This window comes from Blastococcus sp. CT_GayMR20 (assembly GCF_004570345.1).
In genome coordinates, this window is sequence record NZ_SPQM01000009.1 from 58,930 (window position 1) to 77,571 (window position 18,642).

An 18,642-nucleotide genomic window follows, 5' to 3' on the forward strand; every position below is an offset into this window, starting at 1 on the left:
CTGTCCACAGATGTCACGACGGGCTTGCGCTGCACGCCGGCGCGGCGTTCGGCCTACTCTGACGTCCGTGGGCGACTCACTGATCCTGTCCCGTCGGGACCTCGACTTCCTGCTCCACGATTGGCTCGACGTCGAGTCGCTGACCAAGCGGCCGAGGTTCGCCGAGCACTCCCGCGACACCTTCGACGCCGTCCTCGACCTCGCCGAGCAGATCGCGACCGACCACTTCGCGCCGCACAACCGGAAGGCCGACCTGAACGAGCCGACGATGGTCGGTGGCAAGGTCGAGATGATCCCGGAGGTCTCGAAGGCGCTGAAGGTCTTCACCGACGCCGGGCTCATGGCCGGTTCCTTCGACGAGGAGTACGGCGGCATGCAGCTGCCGCACACGGTCGGGCAGGCGGTGTTCGCCTGGTTCAAGGCGGCGAACGTCGGCACCTCGGCCTATCCGTTCCTGACCATGGGCAACGCCCGCCTGCTGCTGGCCCACGGCAGCCGCGAGCAGATCGACACCTACGTCCGGCCCGAGCTCGAGGGCCGCTGGTTCGGCACGATGGCGCTCTCCGAGCCGCAGGCCGGCTCCTCGCTGGCCGACATCACGACGAAGGCCGAACCCCAGGACGACGGCACCTACCGGCTGACCGGCAACAAGATGTGGATCTCGGGCGGCGACCACGAGCTGACCGAGAACATCGTGCACCTGGTGCTGGCCAAGATCCCCGGCGGACCGCCCGGGGTGAAGGGCATCTCGCTGTTCATCGTGCCCAAGTTCCTGGTGGAGGAGGACGGCTCGCTGGGTGAGCGCAACGACGTCGTCCTGGCCGGCCTGAACCACAAGATGGGCTACCGGGGGACGACGAACACCCTGCTGAACTTCGGCGAGGGCGCGTACCGCCCGGGCGGGCGGGCCGGAGCGGTCGGCTACCTGGTCGGCGAGCAGCACCGCGGCCTGACCTACATGTTCCACATGATGAACGAGGCGCGGATCGGTGTCGGCATGGGCGCGACAGTGCTCGGCTACACCGGCTACCTGCACGCGCTCGAGTACGCCCGCAGCCGCACCCAGGGCCGCCCGGCCGGCGCGAAGGACCCCGCGTCACCCCCGGTGCCGATCGTCGAGCACGCGGACGTGCGCCGGATGCTGCTGACCGCGAAGTCCTACGTCGAGGGCGGGCTCGCGCTGGGGCTGTACTGCGCGCGGCTCGTCGACGAGGAGCAGACCGCCGAGACCGAGGCCGACCGCGCGCGAGCCCACCTGCTGCTGGACGTGCTGACCCCGATCGCGAAGGCCTGGCCCTCCCAGTGGGGTCCGGTCGCCGACGACCTCGCCATCCAGGTGCACGGCGGCTACGGCTACACCCGCGACTACCCCGTCGAGCAGTTCTACCGGGACAACCGGCTCAACCCGATCCACGAGGGGACGCAGGGCATCCAGTCGCTGGACCTGCTGGGCCGCAAGGTCGTCATGCAGGGCGGTGCAGGACTGGCGCTGCTCACCGAGACCATCGCCGCCACCACCGCCCGGGCCGCCGGCACGGAGTGGGCCGGCTTCGCCGCGGACCTCGACGCCGCCACCTCCCGGCTCGGCGCCGTGACCGCGACGCTCTGGGGAGCGGGTGACCCCGAGGTGACGCTCGCCAATTCGCACGTCTACCTGGAGGCCGCCGGCCACCTCGTCGTCGCGTGGCTGTGGCTGGAGCAGGCGCTCGCTACGCAGACGTCGGACAGCGACTTCCACGACGGCAAGCGTCAGGCCGCCCGGTTCTTCTGGCGCTGGGAGCTGCCCCGCGTCCACCAGCGGTTCGACCTGCTCGAGTCGCTGGACCGGACGGTGCTCGACACCCCCGAGCGCTGGCTCTGACTAAGCGGTCACCGCTCCGACCGCCTCGGCCGCGGCGTGGTGCGGGCTCATCGCCCGCTCGTCGCGCTCGCGCTCGTAGCGGGCGGTGGACGAGGCGCCCATCGCGATCACCAGGGCCGTCAGCAGGAAGAACCCCAGCAGGGTCACGGCCAGCACCATCAGTTCTTTCCCCCACAAGTCGGGTCCGCCGGGTCAGGGGCGGATCACGTCGTCGGGGAACTGTGTCCCCCGCGAAGTGAGGTGCTAATCGTCAATTCGTGTACTTCCCCTGACCGTGTGTGACTGACTTCACTGCAGGTACCGCCACGGGGCCGCGTCCCGGGCGCCGCGGCGGCGTGGTGTCATCGATGCGTGCCCCCGCGACCGGAGACCTCGGCGGCGGCACCCGCGACCAGGACCGGCCTGCTCGTCCTGGCACTGTCCCTCGGCGTCACCACCTTGTCGCTGCTGCAGAGCCTCGTCGTCCCGGTGCTCGGCGCGATCGAGCAGCAGCTGGACGTCTCCCCCGGTGCCGCCGGGTGGGTGCTGACCGCCAACCTGCTCGCCGCCGCCGTCCTCACGCCGGTTCTCGGCCGGCTCGGCGACCTGCGCGGCGAGCGGCCGGTGATCCTCGGCATCCTCGCCGCCGTCGCCGTCGGCACGCTGCTGGCCGTCCTCACGACCTCGCTGCCCCTGCTGCTCGTCGGCCGGATCCTGCAGGGCGCCTCCTACGGGCTCTTCCCGCTGTCGATGAGCGTGCTGCGCCGCGAGGTCCCGGAAGCCCGGCTGAGCGTCGCGATGGCCGTCGTGAGCAGCACGCTGGCCGTCGGCGGCGTCGCGGGCCTGGTCGCCACCGGCCTGCTCGTCGGCGACGGCGGCGACTACCGCCGTCCGTTCTGGATCGGCCTCGGTGTCACGCTCGTGTCGCTGGCCCTGGCGGCCCGGGTGCTGCCGCGCCGCCCGTCGACCGGGACCGGGCGGGTCGACTGGTGGGGCGCGGTCGTCCTCGGCGCCGGGCTGGTCCTCCTGCTGCTGCCGCTGTCGCAGGGCAACGTCTGGGGCTGGGGCTCGCCCGGGGTCGTCGGTTGCCTGGGAGCGTCCGCTGCGGTGCTCGCCGGCTGGGTCGTCCTGCAGCGGCGGACAGCACAACCACTGGTGCGGCCCGCGATGCTGGCCGACCGGCGGACGATCGTCCCGAACATCGCCGGCCTCATGACCGGCGTCGCACTGTTCGCGTCGTTCCTCGCGATCCTCCAGTACGTACAGGCCCCGCCGGGGGTGACCGGCTACGGCTTCGGTGCGTCGATCCTCGAGGCGTCGGTGGTCTACCTGCTGCCGGGCGGGATCGCCGGGATCGTCGTCGCCCCGTTCGCCGGCCGGGTGGTGACCCGCCTGGGCGCCCTCCCCACGCTGCTGGCCGGCGCCCTGTCCGGGGTCGCGGGCTTCCTGCTCCTCGCGCTGTACCGCGGCGTGCCGTGGTCGGTCGTCCTGGCGGGGCTGCTCACGCAGCTGGCGGTGACCGTCGCCTACGCCGCCCTCCCCGCGACGGTCGTGCAGGCTGTCGACGAGGACGAGACCGGGGTGGCCAACGCGGTCAACTCGATCGCCCGATCGGTCGGCCAGGCCCTCGGCAGCACCGTGGCGGTGACCCTCATCGCGGCAAGTCTCGACCCGGCGACCGGCTTCCCGCGCGACGTCGCGTACACCCAGGTGGCCCTGATCGGGGCGGTCGCATCGGCCGCGGTCGTCCTGGTCGCGTTCGCCGGCATCGTGGCCGACCGCCGGGCCGGCACCGGGCGGCGGCCGGACCGGCTGGCCGCCGTCGAGGAGGCGACCGCGCGCGCGGGCGAGTGGTCCCCCGTCTCCGGGCTTCGCTGAACCGTTACCGGCGCGTCCGGCATGGAAGGGGTCCGTCCGGGGAACCGGACAGCCGACTTCCCTCCGCCTGACGACAAGGACCATCACATGGCCACCGGCTCCCACAGCCGCACGGCGGACGCACAGTCCGACCGGAACCGCGCGGCCTCCGGCGACCCCGCGCCCCAGACCGACGAGATCAGCGGGACGCGGGCGGACTACGCCCCGACCGGCGCCGACCCGAAGCCGACCACCGGCGGGACGATCAAGCGCACCCTCAAGGAGTTCAGCGAGGACAACCTCACCGACTGGGCCGCCGCGCTCACCTACTACGGCGTCCTCGCGCTGTTCCCCGCGCTGGTCGCGCTGCTCTCCATCATCGGGCTGCTGGTCGACCCGCAGAAGCTGACCGACGCGCTCACCTCCGTCGTCCCCGGCAGTGCCTCCGACGCCCTCACCCCGGTGATCGACCAGCTGGCGCGCAACGACAGCGCTGCCGGCTTCGGCCTGATCCTCGGTCTGGCCGGCGCCGTGTGGTCGGCCTCGGGCTACGTCGGAGCCTTCACCCGCGCGGCGAACGTGGTCTACGAGACGCCCGAAGGCCGCAAGATCTGGAAGCTCAAGCCACTGCAGCTGCTGGTGACCCTCATCGGCATCCTGTTCGCTGCCCTGATCCTGGCCACGCTCGTGCTCAGCGGCCCGGTCGTCGATGCGATCGGGCAGGCCATGAGCATCGGTGAGACGGGTCAGACGGTCTGGAACGTCATCAAGTGGCCGGTCGTCCTCGTGCTCCTGGCGCTGATGATCGCCGTCCTCTACTACGCGACCCCCAATGTCCGGCTGCGCGGCTTCAAGTGGGTCAGCCCCGGAGCCGGCGTCGCCATCGTGGTGGCGATCGTCGCCTCGGCGCTGTTCGCGTTCTACGTGGGCAACTTCGGCAGCTACAACAAGACCTACGGGACGCTGGCCGGGGTGATCGTCTTCCTGATCTGGTTCTGGCTGATCAACCTGGCGCTGCTGTTCGGCATCGAGCTGGACGCCGAGATCGAGCGGACCAAGGAGCTGAAGGAGGGCGTGCCGCGGGCGGACAAGGAGATCCAGCTGGACGCCCGGGAGGACCCGAAGCCCCAGCAGACGACCTGAGTCGTCCGGTCGTAGCACCGCAGGCGAGCGCCCCCGGTACCGGTGGACCCGGGGGCGCTCGCACGTCCGGGGGTCACCGCTGCCGAGGGGTCGTCCCCAGGGTCGAGACGGCGGTGTGCAGGCGGTCGACCGCCCGGTCGACGGGACGCGGCTCGTCCCCCGGGCGGAGGGGGCCGGAGGGCAGCAGCACCCACAGCAGCAGGTAGAGCAGGATGCCGGAGCCGCCGGCGAGGGTCAGGGCCACGAAGCCGACCCGCCAGAGCACCGCGTCGATGCCGGTGTGCTCGGCGAGGCCGCCGGAGACGCCGCCGAGCATGCGGTCGGTGCCGCTCCGGCGCAGCGGCGGCCGCCCGGGCTGCGGCGGAGCGGGAGGGAGATCGGGGGACGGAGGGGCGGGGAACGGGGTGGAGGTCATGCCCAGAAGCCTGTCGAGCGCAGGCCGCGGCAACCATCCGGAAAGACCCGGATCCGCCCCTGGTTCTCCCGCCCGACCGGCTCGGGGTGGTGCGCTCAGCGGCTGGTGGGCGGCTCGTCCCCTGCCCGGGACGACGGAATCCGCTCGACCAGGCCGGCGAGACCGGCCAGGGCCTGGCTGACGGCGCGTCCGGCGGGCGCCAGCGGGTGCGGGGCCCGGCGCACGCCAGCGTCCACCAGGTCCCTGGTGCGGTCGAGCAGGGTCAGGGGCAACCCCGAGAGCGCGTTGCCCGGAGGCCGGCGCGAGACGGTGGGATGCGGCCGGGTCGGTGACAGCCGCCGCATGAGTGCCCAGCGGCGGCCGAGCCGGCGGAGCTCCTCGGCGTCCACCGCCTCCTGCAGCCGGGGGAAGAGCACGTCCTCCTCGTCCCGGACGTCCTCGCGCAGGACCTCGACCAGCCGCGCCAGGCGTGCGGGCCGTCGGGGATCGTCCAGACCGTCCCGCTCGAGGGCGCTGACCAGCTCGTTGACCTCCTGGTGCTCCTTCTCGACCTGCAGCGTGAGCGCGTCGCCGTCCGGCAGGACCCGGCGCAGGACGGGCCACAGCACGGTCTCCTCCGCGAAGGCGTGGCTGAACACCAGCCGGTCGATGCGGTTCAGCACCTCCTCCTGCCGGCTGCCGGTGGAGCCGTCGAGTTCCGTCAGCAGCCGGTCGAGCTCGACGTGGTCGGCGCGCTGCCGGACCAGGACACTGCTCGGCCCGCCCAGCTCGTCGACGCTCTGGTGGGCGATGGAACGGGGCACAGCGGCACCTCCGGGTGCAGGTCGGGCCCGCTCGATTCCCGGGAGGGCTCCCGGTCATGCCTGCCGGTTGCGTCCCGGTTGGTCCGGGGTAGGGGTCGGCAGGTCCCCGCTGCAGAGAGGCAGTTCCCATGAACGCCGACCCCAAGGCCGTCACGTCCGACTTCTACGACCTCGAGGCCCTCCTGGACGACGAGGACCGGGCGCTGCTGCACCGGGTGCGCGAGTTCATGGACACCGAGGTGCAGCCGATCATCAACGAGTACTGGACGCGGGCGGAGACCCCCCGCCACCTCATCCCGGGGATCGCCAAGCTGGGGATCGCGGGCACGCCCTACTCCGGGTACGGCTGCCCCGGGAAGTCGACGCTGCTCGACGGCATGATCGCCATGGAGCTCTCGCGCGGCGACCCGTCCATCTCCACGTTCATGGGCGTCCACGGCGGCCTCGCGATGGGGAGCATCTACCTCTGCGGGTCCGAGGAGCAGAAGGAACGCTGGCTCCCGGCCATGGCGCGCATGGAGCTGATCGGCGCGTTCGGCCTGACCGAGCCCGACTCCGGCTCCGACGTCGCCCGCGGCCTGCAGACCAAGGCCCGCCGGGACGGCGACACGTGGGTGCTGGACGGGCAGAAGAAGTGGATCGGCAACGCCAGCTTCGCCGACCTCGTCATGATCTGGGCGCAGGACGTGGAGACGCAGCGGGTGCTGGGCTTCGTCGTCGAGCAGGGCACCGAGGGCTTCACCACCGTCGACCTCGAGGACAAGATCGCGCTGCGCGCCGTGCAGAACGCGCTGATCACCCTGGACGGGGTGCGGGTGCCGGAGGAGAACCGTCTCCAGGAGGCCAACTCCTTCAAGGACACCGCCAAGGTGCTGAAGATGACGCGGGCCGGTGTCGCGTGGTCGGCGGTGGGCTGCTCGCGGGGGGCCTACGAGCACGCGCTGCGCTACGCCAACGAGCGCACCCAGTTCGGCAAGCCGATCGCGAGCTTCCAGCTGGTCCAGGACCTGCTGGTGCGCATGCTCGGCAACATCACCGCCTCGGCGGCCCTGTGCGCCCGGCTCTCCCAGCTCCAGGACGCCGGGCGGATGACCGACGAGCAGGCGTCGCTGGCGAAGGCGTTCAGCACCGTCCGCATGCGGGAGACCGTCGGCTGGGCCCGGGAGCTCATGGGCGGCAACGGCATCCTGCTGGAGCACAACGTCGGCCGGTTCGTCGCCGACGCCGAGGCGATCTACTCCTACGAGGGCACCCGCGAGGTGAACACCCTGATCGTCGGGCGGGCCATCACGGGCCGCGGCGCGATCGTCTGAACACGGATCAGCCGCGGTGGTCGTCCGGGCTGCGCAGGAGCTCCAGGACGCGCTCGTACATGCGCACCTTGATGGTCCCCACGGTCGGGCCGGCCTTGCCGGTCATCGACCGCGCGAGGTCGACGGCGGTCGTCCGCACCGACTCCTCGTCGACCGCGTGGTCCACGATCGCCGCGGCGAGCGCCTCCGTGCCGCCGTAGCGGCGACCGGTGGTCATGGCCTCGTGCGCGGTCTGCGGGGTCAGCCGGGCCTGCACCAGCGCGACATCCCCCGGGTGAACGGGAGGCCTATGTCGGCCTCGGGCAGGCACCAGAAGCCGCGGTCGGCCCGCATCACCCGGAAGTCGTGGGCCAGCGACAGCATGGCGCCTGCGGCGAAGGTGTGACCCTGGAGCGCGGCCACGGTGATCACCGGCAGGGCGAGGACGCGCGCCAGCAGCCGGTGGACCCCGAGGATGTAGGACTCGTGCTGGTCGGAGTGACCGGAGAGCCAGTCCAGGTCCAGGCCGTTCGAGAAGAACTTGCCGCTGGCGGTCGTCACCAGGGCACGCGGTCCCTCGGCCTGCTCCACCTGCTCCAGGGCCGCGTCGACGGAGGCGATCCAGTCGGGGTGGAACCGGTTCTCACCGTCCCCGAGCTCGAGAAGGAAGACGGCGTCCTGACGGTCGAGCGTGGGCATCGCTCCACGATGCCTCATCACCCGTCGAACGCGTTCCACCACTCCTCGGCGGCCTCCTCCGGGGTGAGTCCGTCGATCTCCACGGCCCTGTTCAGCTGGACGAGGTCGTTGGTCGTCAGCCGCGCGCTGACCTCGTCCAGCGCCGTCCGGAGCTCCCCGCCCCAGCGGTCGAGGGCGTCGGCCCGCACGAGGGGGACGACGTTCTCCGGCGGCTGCAGGTCGCGGTCGTCGATCAGCAGCTGGATGGGCGCCACCGCCAGCCGGGCGTCGGTCGTCTCCAGCAGTCCGACGTCGATGTCACCGGCGAGCAGCGCCTCGACCGTCGCGGCGCGGGACGGCATGGCGCGGACCTCGCCGAACTGCAGGCCGTAGACGTCCTCGAGGCCCTTGAGGCAGAACGGGCGGTCAGGGCATTCGGGCGGCCCGCCGAAGGTGAGCTCCGGCGCCAGGTCGGCGAGGTCCGACAGGCGCGCGACGCCGCGCCCCGCGGCGAAGGCGGTGGTCACGGCGAAGCCGTTCTGGTCCTCGGCCTGGCCGGCGTTCAGCACGAGCACCCCCCGGCCACCCAGGGTCCGGCTGAGGACGGCGCGCATCGCCACCGGCTCCCGCGAGAGGCCCGCCGCCGAGGGCCGGTTGAACGCCAGCGCCGTCCCCAGGTAGTCGACGACGACGTCCACGACCCCCTGCATCAGCGCGGGAGCCACCACCTCCCGGGTGCCGACCCCGTGCACGACCGAGACCGGCAGGCCGGCCCGCCGGGCAGCCTCCGCGTACACCTCGGTGAGGATCTGGTTCTCGGGGAAGTCGTAGGAGGCGAAGCGGACCTCCGTGGGAGGCCCGTTCGGCGCCGGTGTGCCCGAACCGCACGCGGTGAGCACCGCGATGAGCAGGGCAGCCAGGAACGCGGCGGGTCGGTGTCGCACGACCCCCTCCTCCCGGGCCGGGGCGCGAGCGGGGCCACGGTAACGCCGGGCGGGACGAAAGGGGATGGTCTCGGCCCGCTTCCTGGTGGAGCATCCCGGTCATGGCCACGCTGCCGCAGGCGCCGCCCGGCCCGGGGCCAGCAGTCCCGGTACCGCGGCCCGCTCCCCCTGCGATCGCGCGCGTCCGGCGCCGGCGCCGTCCCTCGGGTGAACCACCCCCGCTGCCCCGGCACCTGAACGCCTCGGGCAAGTTCTGGCTGTTCCTCAGCGCCGTGGTCCTGGTCGCCTGGATCGTGGTCGTCGCGACCGGGACGGTCAGCGCCTTCGACGTCCTGGACACGCGGATCCTGCAGGCGTTCAGCGAGGTCCGGACACCCTGGCTCACCCGCGTGGCCGAGGCGGCCGGGCTCCTGGCCAGCGTCAAGGCCATCCACGTCATCTGGCTGAGCAACCTCGTGCTCCTGGTGGTCTTCCGGCGGTGGCGGCACCTGTTCGTGTGGCTCGGCGTCGGTCTGCTCGTCGTCAACCTCGCGGCGACGCTGACCACCACGCTGGTGCGCCCCCGTCCGTACGGCGTCGAGGTGATCGGGGAGTGGTCGGGCTTCTCGATGCCGTCCCTGCCGATGACCGTGCTGGCGTGCTTCCTGGTCAGCACCATCTACGCCCTCGTGCCGCCCGGGCGCTGGCGCACCGTGGGCAAGTGGACGGTGGCGGGCATCCTGGTCCTCACCGCGCTGTCGCGCCTGTACCTCGCCCAGGACCACCCCACCGGCATCCTCGCCGGCGTGGTCCTCGGCGTCGCCGCGCCGCTGGCCGCCTTCCGGATGCTGACCCCGAACGCCGTCTACCCGGTGCGGTACAGCCGGGCGCGGCCGGCCCACCTCGACGTGTCGGGCGACCGCGGTGAGGCGATCATCCGGGCTCTGCAGGACCAGCTGGGCGTGCTCGCGACGGCCGTCGAGCCGTTCGGGTTGTCCGGCTCCGGCGGGTCGACGCCCCTGCGGATCACGGTCAAGGCCGACAGCACCTCGGGCGCCGACGAGAGCTGCATCTTCGGCAAGCTCTACGCCGCCACGCACGTCCGCTCGGACCGCTGGTACAAGCTCGGTCGGGCCCTGCTCTACGGCCAGCTGGAGGACGAGAAGCCGTTCCACAGCGTCCGGCGGCTGGTGCAGTACGAGGACTACATCCTGCGCCTGTTCTCCGACGCCGGGCTGCCGGTGCCGCATCCGCTGGGCATCGTGGAGATCACCCCCGAGCGCGAGTACCTCCTGGTCACCGAGTTCATCACGGGGGCGAAGGAGGCCGGGGAGGCCGAGATCGACGACTCGATCATCGACCAGGGGCTCGCCGTGGTACGCCGGATGTGGGAGATCGGCATGGCCCACCGCGACATCAAGCCGGCCAACCTGCTCGTGCGCGACGGCACCCTGTTCGTGATCGACTCCGCCTTCGCGGAGGTGCGGCCCAGTCCCTGGCGGCAGGCGGTCGACCTGGCCAACATGATGCTGGTGCTCGGCCTGCGCACCGACGCCGAACGCGTGTACCAGCGCGCCCGGCGGCAGTTCTCGGAGGAGGAGATCGCGGAGGCCTTCGCCGCCACCCGCGGGCTGACCATGCCCTCCCAGCTGCGGCGGATGCTGCGTCAGCAGGGACGGGACCTGCACGGCGACTTCCTGCGCCTGCTCCCCTACCGGTTGCCCCCGGTGCGGATCCAGCGGTGGAGCTGGCGGCGCGCCGGACTGACGCTGACGACGCTGGTCGTGTTCGCCATCACCGCGCTCATCGTCCTCAACCTGCTGAGGTCACCGTTGTGAGGCGGGCCGGCCGACGGTGGGCGGCGCTGCCGACCGTGCTGCTCGGGCCCGTGCTGCTCACCGGTTGCATCCGGGTGGCATCCCTGGGCAGTGACCTGGTGGCCTGCAAGGAGGGCGACGAGGGCACCCCGGCCAACGGTGTGGTCCTCATGGCCCAGTCGGTTCCGAGCGCCGCCTGGGTCCCCTGCCTGGAGGGCATGCCGCTGGGCTGGCACTTCGCGGACATGGAGGCCGACAGCGACTCGGCGGCGTTCTGGCTGGACTCCGACCGGCACGGGGTCCACGCGATCGAGGTGCAGCTGACCGAGTCGTGCGACACCTCAGGGGCCAGCGAGATCCCCAGCGACCGGCAGGACATGCGCCGGATGGAGCGGGTGACGCAGGTCAGCCCGCTGTTCGTCGGCCGGCGTTTCTACCTGTTCGAGGGGGGCTGCATCACCGTGCTGTTCTCGATCTCCGGCGAGGACCGGTCCGAACCCCTCGCCATCGCCACGCAGGGCCTGGGCACGGTCAGCCGGGACGACCTGCGGGAGCTCGTGCGGGAGGAGAGCGACGGTCGGCTGGAGCTGGACCCGTGACCGCCGTCGAGCCCCGGACGGCGGAGGCCGGGCACGCCCGCAAGCCCTTGTGGCGGCGCCTGCTGGGACCTCTGCTGTCGGTCGCGCTGGTCGCCGGCGTGTTCGTCTGGTTCCTGCCGCAGTTCACCAGCCTCTCCGACGTGTGGGCCTCGGTCCGCGCCCTGAGCTGGCTCGAGGTGACGATCCTGCTCCTCGCAGCGGTGTGGAACCTGGCCACCTACCAGTTCGTCATGGTCGCGACGACGCCCGGCATGACCCTGGGGCAGGCCACGGTGTCGACCGAGACGTCGACGGCGGTCTCGAACACCGTGATCGGCGGCGCGGCCATCTCCCTCGGCCTCACCTATGCCATGAACTCCTCCTGGGGCTTCTCCCGCTCCCGGACGTCTGTCTCCCTGCTGGTCTCCGGGCTCTGGAACAACTTCGCGAAGCTCGGCCTGCCCGTGCTCGCCCTGGTCCTGCTGGCCTTCACCGCGACCCCGACGACCGGACGGCTCGTCGCCGGAGCGGTCGGCGTGGCCGCCCTCGTGGTCGCCGTCGTCCTCCTCGGCATGCTCCTGCGCAGCCGGGCGGCCGCCGCCCGGCTCGGCACCGCCTTCGGCAAGATCGCGTCGGCGGTACTGCGGCCGTTCGGCAAGGGGCCGGTGTCGGGTTGGGACCGGGCGACCACGAAGTTCCGCGAGCGCACCGTGCTGCTGCTGCGGGCCCGGTGGCACTGGATCACCCTCGCCACGGTCGTCAGCCACCTCTCGCTGTTCGCCGTCCTGCTGCTGGCGCTGCGCTTCGTCGGGGTGGGCCCCGAGGAGGTCAGCTTGGCCGAGGCGCTCGCGGTCTTCGCCTTCGCCCGGCTGCTGACGGCCATCCCCTTCACGCCCGGCGGGCTCGGCGTCATCGAGCTCGCACTCATCACCGGACTCTCGACGGCCGGCGGACCGCGGGCGCTGGTCGCGGCCGCCGTGCTGCTGTTCCGGGCGCTCACCTACGTGCTGCCGATCCCGATCGGCCTGGCGACGTACATCTTCTGGCGGCGCAACCGGTCCTGGCGGCGGGAGCCGAACTCTGCCCCCCGGACCGAGCTGGTGCCGGAGACGGTGTGAGCACGCAGGCGCCCACCCGCCCCATCCCCGTCACGCGCGGCTGGCCGGACCTGGCGCTCGTGGTCGCCGGCTCCGCCGTGCTCGTCCTCGCCGCCCTGCCGATCGACCGCCACCACGTGGGTGAGCTCGAGGCGGCGGTCTTCCGCGTGCTGAACGGGACCACGGTGCTGCCCTTCGTGCTCGTCTGGCCCGTCATGCAGCTCGGCAACGTGCTCGTCGTGCCGGCCTCCGCCCTCCTCGCGGCCGCGCGGCACCGGTGGCGACTGGCCGGAGAACTGCTGCTCGCCGGTGGCGCGACGTACGTGCTGGCCAAGGTGGTGAAGGGCATCGTGACGCGCGGCCGGCCCGACGCGCTGCTGGACGAGGTGGTGCTCCGCGGGGCCGACGCCGTCGGCCGGGGCTTCGTGTCCGGGCACGCGGCGACGCTGGCTGCCCTCGCCGCCGTCGCCTGGCCGTGGCTGGGCAGGCGCGGCCGGATCGCAGTGGCCGTCGGTGTCACCGCGGTCTGCCTCACCCGGGTATACGTCGCCGCCCACCTGCCGCTCGACGTGGTCGGCGGGGCCGGACTGGGGCTCGCCGTCGCCGGCGTCGTCCGCCTGGCGCTGGGGCGTCCGGCCTGATGCTCGTCGACAACCGTCGCGGCCTCCTGGTGAGTGTCTGCCTGCTGGTCGGCGCCCTGGTGGTGACCCTGCTGTACGTCCTGCCGGCGACGCGTCCGGCCGTCCAGTTCGTGGACGACGCGGTGTGGCGGTTCGCCGGGGTCGTGGAGAACGACCCCGTGACCGCGCTGGCCAAGGTGTTCTCTCTGGTGGGGAGCGGGATGGTCAACTGGCCGCTGCGGGTGGCCGCCCTCCTCCTGCTCGCCTGGCGGCGGCACTGGCTGCGCCTGGCGGCGTTCGCCCTCGCCGTCGTCACCAGCGAGGTGCTGATCGGCACGATGAAGGCCGCGATCGGCCGGCCGCGTCCACCGCTGGCACTGATCGAGACGTCGGGGGCGGCGTTCCCGTCCGGTCACGCGATCGCGACGGCGGTGACGGCCGTCGGGCTGGTGCTGGTGCTCGCCAGTCCCGGTCGCCAGCGCTGGCGGTGGGAGGTCTACGCGGTGGAGTTCACCGCGGTCATGGCGCTCTCCCGGGTCTACCTGCGGGCGCACTGGTTCTCCGACACCCTCGCCGGCGCGCTGCTCGGTGCCGGCCTGGCGCTGGGCTGGCCGGCGCTCCTGATGGCGATCCGTCACCGGCGCGACCCGGCCGCGTCGACGTCCTGACCCAGGCGTCCACGATGCACCCGGACGGGTGAGAGCCGCCCTGGAACGCCTGGATCCCGCGGCGGATCTGCCGATGGGACATCGAAGCCGGCCGACGGGGCCGGACCAGGACGGAGCAGTACGCATGACCGCGAAGACGACCAAGCGCCGCACGGGCCTGTCCGGCGCCCTCGGTTCCAAGGCGCTGGAGCGCGTGCTGATCGTGGCCGCCGTCGCCGCCGTGCTCGTCGCGTTCGGCGCGTGGTACGCCATGGCCCGCCCAGGCGGCACCGAGGCGGCCGGGTCGAGCTCCTCGACGACCGCGCCCTCCTCCGCTGCGCCGTCCGTCGAGACGTCCCCCACGCCCTCGGCCGAGGCGCCGGCCGCCACGACCCCCGCGCCGCCGTCCGTGGCGGCCGAGGCGCCGGCCGAGCAGGCCGGCACCGGAACTCCGGCCGCCTCCACCACCGCCGGAGCACCGGCCCAGACGGCGGCCCCGCAGACGTTCCTCGACGAGGTCACCGACTCCGGGCTCGCCCCGCCCGTCGACGACGCGCAGAAGCTGAAGATGGCCCGGGACGTCTGCAACGAGATGTCCTACGGCGCGACCCCCGAGGACGTGACCCGCGCCCTGACGTTCGCCGGGGCGACCGACGCCGAGGCCGCCAACTTCGTGCAGCTGGCACTCACGAACATCTGCCCGGAGTACGCGCGCTGACCCCTCCCGGGGGCGGCTGAGCGGCACCTCGGTCGCCCTGCCGGTCCCCTGGAGCTGTGGTTGAGTAATCGGGGTCACATCTGCGCCCGGGGGAAGCGGCGCACCCTCCGGGTTCCTCCGCGGCAGCGCAGCGCAGCGCGCCCCGAGGAGACCCGCCCATGGCCCAGCCCGCGACCGACCGCGACTCGACGAGACGCTCGCGCAGTGCGCCGACCGACCGCCCGGCGGGCCGTCCGGCCGATCCGCCGGAGGAGGCGGCCGAGGCCGTCATGGGGCTGGACATGGTCCTCGTCGACGCCGCTCGCGGACCGCTGCGCCGGCTCGTCCCCCCCGCCGGGACGGCGCTGCGCTTCGGCTCCGCGCTCGCCAGGCAGCCCGGCACGGTGGCGTCCCGGGCCACCGAGCTGGCCCGGGAGGTCGCGAAGATCGCAGCCGGGAGCTCGGAGCTGGCCCCCGGCAAGAAGGACAAGCGGTTCGCCGACCCCGCCTGGGCGGGCAACGGGCTGCTGCGGCGGGCCATGCAGCTGCACCTGGCCACCGCACGGACCGCGTGGGAGCTGATCGACGACGCAGAACTCGACTGGCAGGACGACGAGCGGATCCGCTTCACCGCGACGAACCTGGTCGACGCCCTGGCCCCCAGCAACGTGCCGGTCGTCAACCCGCTGTCCCTGAAGGCTGCGATCGACACCGGAGGCAGGAGCGCCGTCCGGGGGCTGAAGCAGTTCGTGTCCGACCTGGCGACACCGCCGCGGGTGCCGTCGATGATCGACCCGGACGCGTTCACCGTCGGCGAGGACCTCGCGGCCACGCCGGGGGCCGTGGTCTTCCGCACCGAGGTCTTCGAGCTGATCCAGTACCGGCCGACGACGGAGACCGTCCGGGCGGTGCCGCTGCTGATGGTGCCGCCGACGATCAACAAGTTCTACATCGCCGACCTCGCGCCGGGGCGCAGCATCATCGAGCACTACGTGGCCAGCGGCCAGCAGGTCTTCATGATGTCGTGGCGCAATCCCGACGAGCGCCACGCCGACTGGGGTCTGGACGCCTACGGCCAGGCCATCCTCGACGCGATGGACGCCGTCGAGCGCGTCACGGGCCAGGAGAAGGTCGCCCTCCAGGCGTTCTGCTCGGGCGGGATCATCACCTCGATGACCCTGGCCCACCTCGCCGCGACCGGCGGCCTGGACCGGGTGACCGCGCTCAGCCTCGCCGTCACCGTCCTGGACTGGGAACGGGCCGGCACCGTCTCGGCTCTCATGGACGAGGAGTCGATCAGGGCCGCGACGGAGAAGTCGCGCAAGAAGGGCTATCTGGACGGCGCCGGGCTGGCCGAGGTCTTCGCGTGGCTGCGGCCCAACGACCTGGTGTGGAACTACTGGGTCAACAACTACCTGCAGGGCAAGAAGCCGCCGAACTTCGACATCCTGTTCTGGAACGCCGACACCACCCGGATGAGCGCCGCGCTGCACCGCGACTTCATCGACATCGCGATCGGCAACGCCCTCACCCGGCCCGGCAAGGCGTCGATGCTCGGGACGCCGGTGGACCTGTCCACCGTCACGGTCGACTCCTACGTCACCGCCGGCATCGCCGACCACCTGTGCCCGTGGCAAGCCTGCTACCGCTCGACCCAGCTGCTCGGCGGGGACAGCCGGTTCATCCTGTCCACCAGCGGGCACATCGCCTCGCTGGTCAACCCGCCGGGCAACCCCAAGTCCACCTTCCAGGTCGCGGGCGATACGCCCGAGGACCCGAAGGAGTGGATGGCGCAGGCCGAGACCGTCCAGGGCTCGTGGTGGCCGGACTACATGACGTGGCTGGGCGAACGGTCGGGCGAGGAGGTGCCCGCGCCGGAGAAGCTCGGTGGAGACCTGGAGCAGCTGGCCGAGGCGCCCGGCACCTATGTCTTCGACAAGTAGCCGGGTTCCCGTCGGTGGGGCGGCGTACGTCCGCACCGTGACGGCGGGTCGCCGGACGCTCCGGGTGGCCGTGCGCCCCGGAACGGACGAGTCCCTTCCGCCTTTCCTGCTGATGAACGGGATCGGGGCGAGCCTCGAGGTCCTGCAGCCGTTCGTGGACGCCCTCGACCGCCGGCGCACGGTGATCCGGTTCGACGTCCCCGGCGTGGGCGGATCGCCGCGGCCCGTCGTCCCCTACAACCTGGCCACCTTCAGCCCGGTGGTCGCCCGTGCGCTGACCCGGCTGGGTTTCGACGCGCCGGTCGACGTCCTCGGTCTGTCCTGGGGCGGCGGCCTGGCCCAGCACTTCGCCGCCCAGCACCGGAACCGGTGCCGGCGGCTCGTCCTCGCGGCGACCGCGACAGGCTCGCTGATGGTCCCGGCCAACCCGAGGGTGCTGGCGCGCATGCTGACCCCGAGACGGCACCGGGACCCCGACTACGCCCGCAGCATCGCCGGGGAGATCTACGGCGGCACGATGCGCACCCACCCCGAGCGCGCGGCGCAGGTCCTGCACTCCGCGACCCGCCTCGGTCCGCGGCGGGGGTACTACTACCAGCTGGCCGCCAGCACCGGCTGGAGCAGCCTGCCGTTCCTCAAGCTGATCCGGCAGCCGACGCTCATCGTGGCCGGGGACGACGACCCGATCGTCCCGCTGGTCAACGCGCGCATGATGGCGCGGCTCCTGCCCGACGCCCGCCTGCACGTCTACGAGGGCGGGCACATCGCGCTGGTCACGGAGGCTGCCGAGCTGGCACCGGTCATCGAGGACTTCCTGGACGCCTGACAGAGGTCGGGAACCCGTCGCAGCGTCTTCACAGGTCCGCCGGAGCGGAATGTCAGACCCCCCGGCGATGCTCGCAGCAGTTCCCGAGCAACGGAGTGCGCGATGACCCGCAACGACAACCACCACAGCGCCGCCCCGTGGGCGTCGCCTTCCACCGGGAGCCGACGCCTCCCTGCCCGGCTGCGGTCCCGGGGCGTGCTGACCGTTCCGCCCGCGCCCGGCACGGGGAGCCGGGGCGACCGCGCCGGCTCGTGACCCGGCGGCGCCCGGAACCCGGGCCTCCCCCCTGATGGTCGGGTTCTGACTTGAGTCGCTACAGCTTCGTCGAGCCCGTGCCGATGACCCCGTTGACGCACGGGGCGTAGCAGCACGGAGAGGAGACCGGGATGTCGGCGATGCCGCAGGTGTCGGCTGCCGCGCGCCCGTCGTGGCTGACCACGACCCGGCGCATCGGCCTGCTGGTCACGGTCGTGGCGGCGGTCGCGGCCGCGCTGTACGTCCTCGTGGTCCGTGACCTTCCCCGCCTCGAGGGTGGGTTCACCCTGCCCTGGCTGGTCTGGGTGGTGGCGTTCGCGGCCGGTGAGCTGCTCGTCGTGCACATCCAGCTGCAGAAGGACTCCCACTCCTTCTCGCTGGCCGATCTCGTGCTCGTCGCCGGTCTGTACCTCATCGCACCGGCCCAGCTGATCACCGCGCAGCTGGCCGGGGCCGCCCTCGCGCTGGTGCTGCACCGCCGCCAGTCCGGCCTCAAGCTCGCGTTCAACCTCGCCCAGTTCGCGCTGAGCGGGTGCCTCGCGACCATCCTCTTCGCCGCCATCTCGCAGGACGCCGCGCTCTCGGGCGCCTGGAACTGGGTCGCCGGCCTCGCGGCCGTGGCCGTCAGCACGCTCGCCGCCGGGCTGTGCATCTTCGCCGCGATCAGCCTCTCGCAGGGCTACCTGGGCCTGCGGGCGCTCCCGCGCATGCTCGCCCTCTCGATGCCCTTCGCTCTCGCGATGGCCGCGTTCGGGCTCCTCGCCGCCCAGATCGCCATGCAGAACCCGGCCTCGCTCATCCTGCTCGCGCTGCCGTCGGTGCTGCTCATCTCCGCCTACCGGGCCTACGCCAAGGCCCGCGAGCAGCAGAACAACCTGCGCCTCCTGCACGAGGTCACGTCACTGCTCTACACCAGCGACGACGCCCCCACCGCGCTCACCGACTTCCTGACCGCCGTCCGCGGTGCCTTCCGGGCCGCGGACGCCGAGCTCGTCCTCTTCGGTGAGGACGACGACGCCGTCCCCACCCTGAGCCGCAGCCGCGAGGGCGAAGCCCCCGTCGCACTGCTGCCGATGGAGCACCGGGCGGACGCCGACCGGCTGGTCGCGTTCGCCGAGGAGAGCGGCGTGCCGACGACGAGGACGGGCGCTCCGGGCGGGACCGAGCTGGAGCGCTACGCCGCCCGGCACGGCCTCAAGGACGCCATGATG

The 18,642-nt window shown here is 72.5% G+C and carries 19 protein-coding genes; 13 read left to right on the forward strand and 6 right to left on the reverse strand.

Translation table 11 applies throughout. From position 1 onward, the window contains the following. Positions 1–67: 67 nt before the first annotated feature. On the forward strand, positions 68–1,861 hold the full coding sequence (locus tag E4P40_RS04290; RefSeq protein ID WP_245160131.1) for an acyl-CoA dehydrogenase: 1,794 nt from the start codon (positions 68–70) through the stop codon (positions 1,859–1,861). Here the strand turns inward: E4P40_RS04290 and E4P40_RS27920 are convergent, their stop codons facing one another. After that, on the reverse strand, positions 1,862–2,020 hold the full coding sequence (locus tag E4P40_RS27920) for a hypothetical protein (protein ID WP_167762100.1): 159 nt from the start codon (positions 2,018–2,020) through the stop codon (positions 1,862–1,864). A gap of 192 nt (positions 2,021–2,212) precedes the next feature. Between E4P40_RS27920 and E4P40_RS04295 the strand changes: the two genes are divergently transcribed. Together E4P40_RS04295 and E4P40_RS04300 are read left to right on the forward strand one after the other, a co-directional pair. Then, entirely contained in the window at positions 2,213–3,718 is a 1,506-nt protein-coding gene (locus tag E4P40_RS04295) for an MFS transporter (RefSeq protein ID WP_135157578.1), read from the forward strand. Between the two features lie 87 nt (positions 3,719–3,805). Next, complete coding sequence (locus E4P40_RS04300) at positions 3,806–4,840, forward strand: YihY/virulence factor BrkB family protein (RefSeq protein ID WP_135157576.1); 1,035 nt, start codon at positions 3,806–3,808, stop codon at positions 4,838–4,840. 73 nt (positions 4,841–4,913) lie between these two features. Here E4P40_RS04300 and E4P40_RS04305 read toward each other — a convergent pair whose 3' ends face one another. Together E4P40_RS04305 and E4P40_RS04310 are read right to left on the reverse strand one after the other, a co-directional pair. Further along, complete coding sequence (locus E4P40_RS04305; protein WP_135157574.1) at positions 4,914–5,255, reverse strand: PspC domain-containing protein; 342 nt, start codon at positions 5,253–5,255, stop codon at positions 4,914–4,916. Positions 5,256–5,350: 95 nt separating this feature from the next. Beyond that, the gene (locus tag E4P40_RS04310; RefSeq protein WP_135157572.1) at positions 5,351–6,058 is read right to left on the reverse strand and encodes a hemerythrin domain-containing protein; all 708 of its coding nucleotides are present in this window, start codon (positions 6,056–6,058) and stop codon (positions 5,351–5,353) included. 128 nt (positions 6,059–6,186) lie between these two features. Here E4P40_RS04310 and E4P40_RS04315 point away from each other — a divergent pair, with 128 nt between their 5' ends. Further along, positions 6,187–7,371: an acyl-CoA dehydrogenase family protein gene (locus tag E4P40_RS04315; protein ID WP_135157570.1), complete on the forward strand. Its 1,185-nt coding sequence runs from the start codon at positions 6,187–6,189 to the stop codon at positions 7,369–7,371. 7 nt (positions 7,372–7,378) lie between these two features. Here E4P40_RS04315 and E4P40_RS28470 read toward each other — a convergent pair whose 3' ends face one another. Genes E4P40_RS28470 through E4P40_RS04325 form a run of 3 tightly spaced genes read right to left on the reverse strand, consistent with a single transcriptional unit; the run spans position 7,379 to position 8,972 of the window. Continuing rightward, positions 7,379–7,627, reverse strand: a complete 249-nt coding sequence (locus E4P40_RS28470) for a hypothetical protein (RefSeq protein WP_209305187.1) — start codon at positions 7,625–7,627, stop codon at positions 7,379–7,381. Next, the gene (locus E4P40_RS04320) at positions 7,612–8,049 is read right to left on the reverse strand and encodes an enoyl-CoA hydratase-related protein (protein ID WP_209305186.1); all 438 of its coding nucleotides are present in this window, start codon (positions 8,047–8,049) and stop codon (positions 7,612–7,614) included. The genes E4P40_RS28470 and E4P40_RS04320 overlap by 16 nt, the downstream gene beginning before the upstream one ends. A 17-nt stretch (positions 8,050–8,066) precedes the next feature. After that, a complete protein-coding gene (locus E4P40_RS04325) occupies positions 8,067–8,972 on the reverse strand; it encodes an ABC transporter substrate-binding protein (protein ID WP_135157568.1) in 906 nt (301 codons plus the stop codon). Positions 8,973–9,073: 101 nt separating this feature from the next. On the opposite strand from E4P40_RS04325, the gene E4P40_RS04330 reads away from it, so the two are divergent. The 9 genes from E4P40_RS04330 to E4P40_RS04370 all read left to right on the forward strand — a co-directional run. Beyond that, complete coding sequence (locus E4P40_RS04330) at positions 9,074–10,789, forward strand: hypothetical protein (RefSeq protein ID WP_135157566.1); 1,716 nt, start codon at positions 9,074–9,076, stop codon at positions 10,787–10,789. Continuing rightward, positions 10,786–11,367 carry a hypothetical protein gene (locus E4P40_RS04335; RefSeq protein ID WP_245160130.1) on the forward strand — a complete coding sequence of 194 codons (582 nt, stop codon included), beginning with the start codon at positions 10,786–10,788 and terminating at the stop codon, positions 11,365–11,367. Before E4P40_RS04330 ends, E4P40_RS04335 begins: the two co-directional genes overlap by 4 nt. Then, the gene (locus E4P40_RS04340) at positions 11,364–12,464 is read left to right on the forward strand and encodes a YbhN family protein (protein ID WP_135157563.1); all 1,101 of its coding nucleotides are present in this window, start codon (positions 11,364–11,366) and stop codon (positions 12,462–12,464) included. Before E4P40_RS04335 ends, E4P40_RS04340 begins: the two co-directional genes overlap by 4 nt. Next, positions 12,461–13,084, forward strand: coding sequence for a phosphatase PAP2 family protein (locus tag E4P40_RS04345; RefSeq protein WP_135157561.1), 624 nt, complete (start codon positions 12,461–12,463; stop codon positions 13,082–13,084). The genes E4P40_RS04340 and E4P40_RS04345 overlap by 4 nt, the downstream gene beginning before the upstream one ends. Beyond that, entirely contained in the window at positions 13,084–13,731 is a 648-nt protein-coding gene (locus E4P40_RS04350; protein WP_135157559.1) for a phosphatase PAP2 family protein, read from the forward strand. The genes E4P40_RS04345 and E4P40_RS04350 overlap by 1 nt, the downstream gene beginning before the upstream one ends. A gap of 124 nt (positions 13,732–13,855) precedes the next feature. Continuing rightward, positions 13,856–14,428: a DUF732 domain-containing protein gene (locus tag E4P40_RS04355; protein WP_167762099.1), complete on the forward strand. Its 573-nt coding sequence runs from the start codon at positions 13,856–13,858 to the stop codon at positions 14,426–14,428. Between the two features lie 158 nt (positions 14,429–14,586). Continuing rightward, positions 14,587–16,350 carry an alpha/beta fold hydrolase gene (locus E4P40_RS04360; RefSeq protein WP_209305185.1) on the forward strand — a complete coding sequence of 588 codons (1,764 nt, stop codon included), beginning with the start codon at positions 14,587–14,589 and terminating at the stop codon, positions 16,348–16,350. Continuing rightward, complete coding sequence (gene phaZ, locus E4P40_RS04365; RefSeq protein ID WP_135157555.1) at positions 16,334–17,176, forward strand: poly(3-hydroxyalkanoate) depolymerase; 843 nt, start codon at positions 16,334–16,336, stop codon at positions 17,174–17,176. Before E4P40_RS04360 ends, phaZ begins: the two co-directional genes overlap by 17 nt. A gap of 386 nt (positions 17,177–17,562) precedes the next feature. After that, the coding region (locus tag E4P40_RS04370; protein ID WP_209305183.1) for a hypothetical protein at positions 17,563–18,642 on the forward strand (1,080 nt) is incomplete at its 3' end.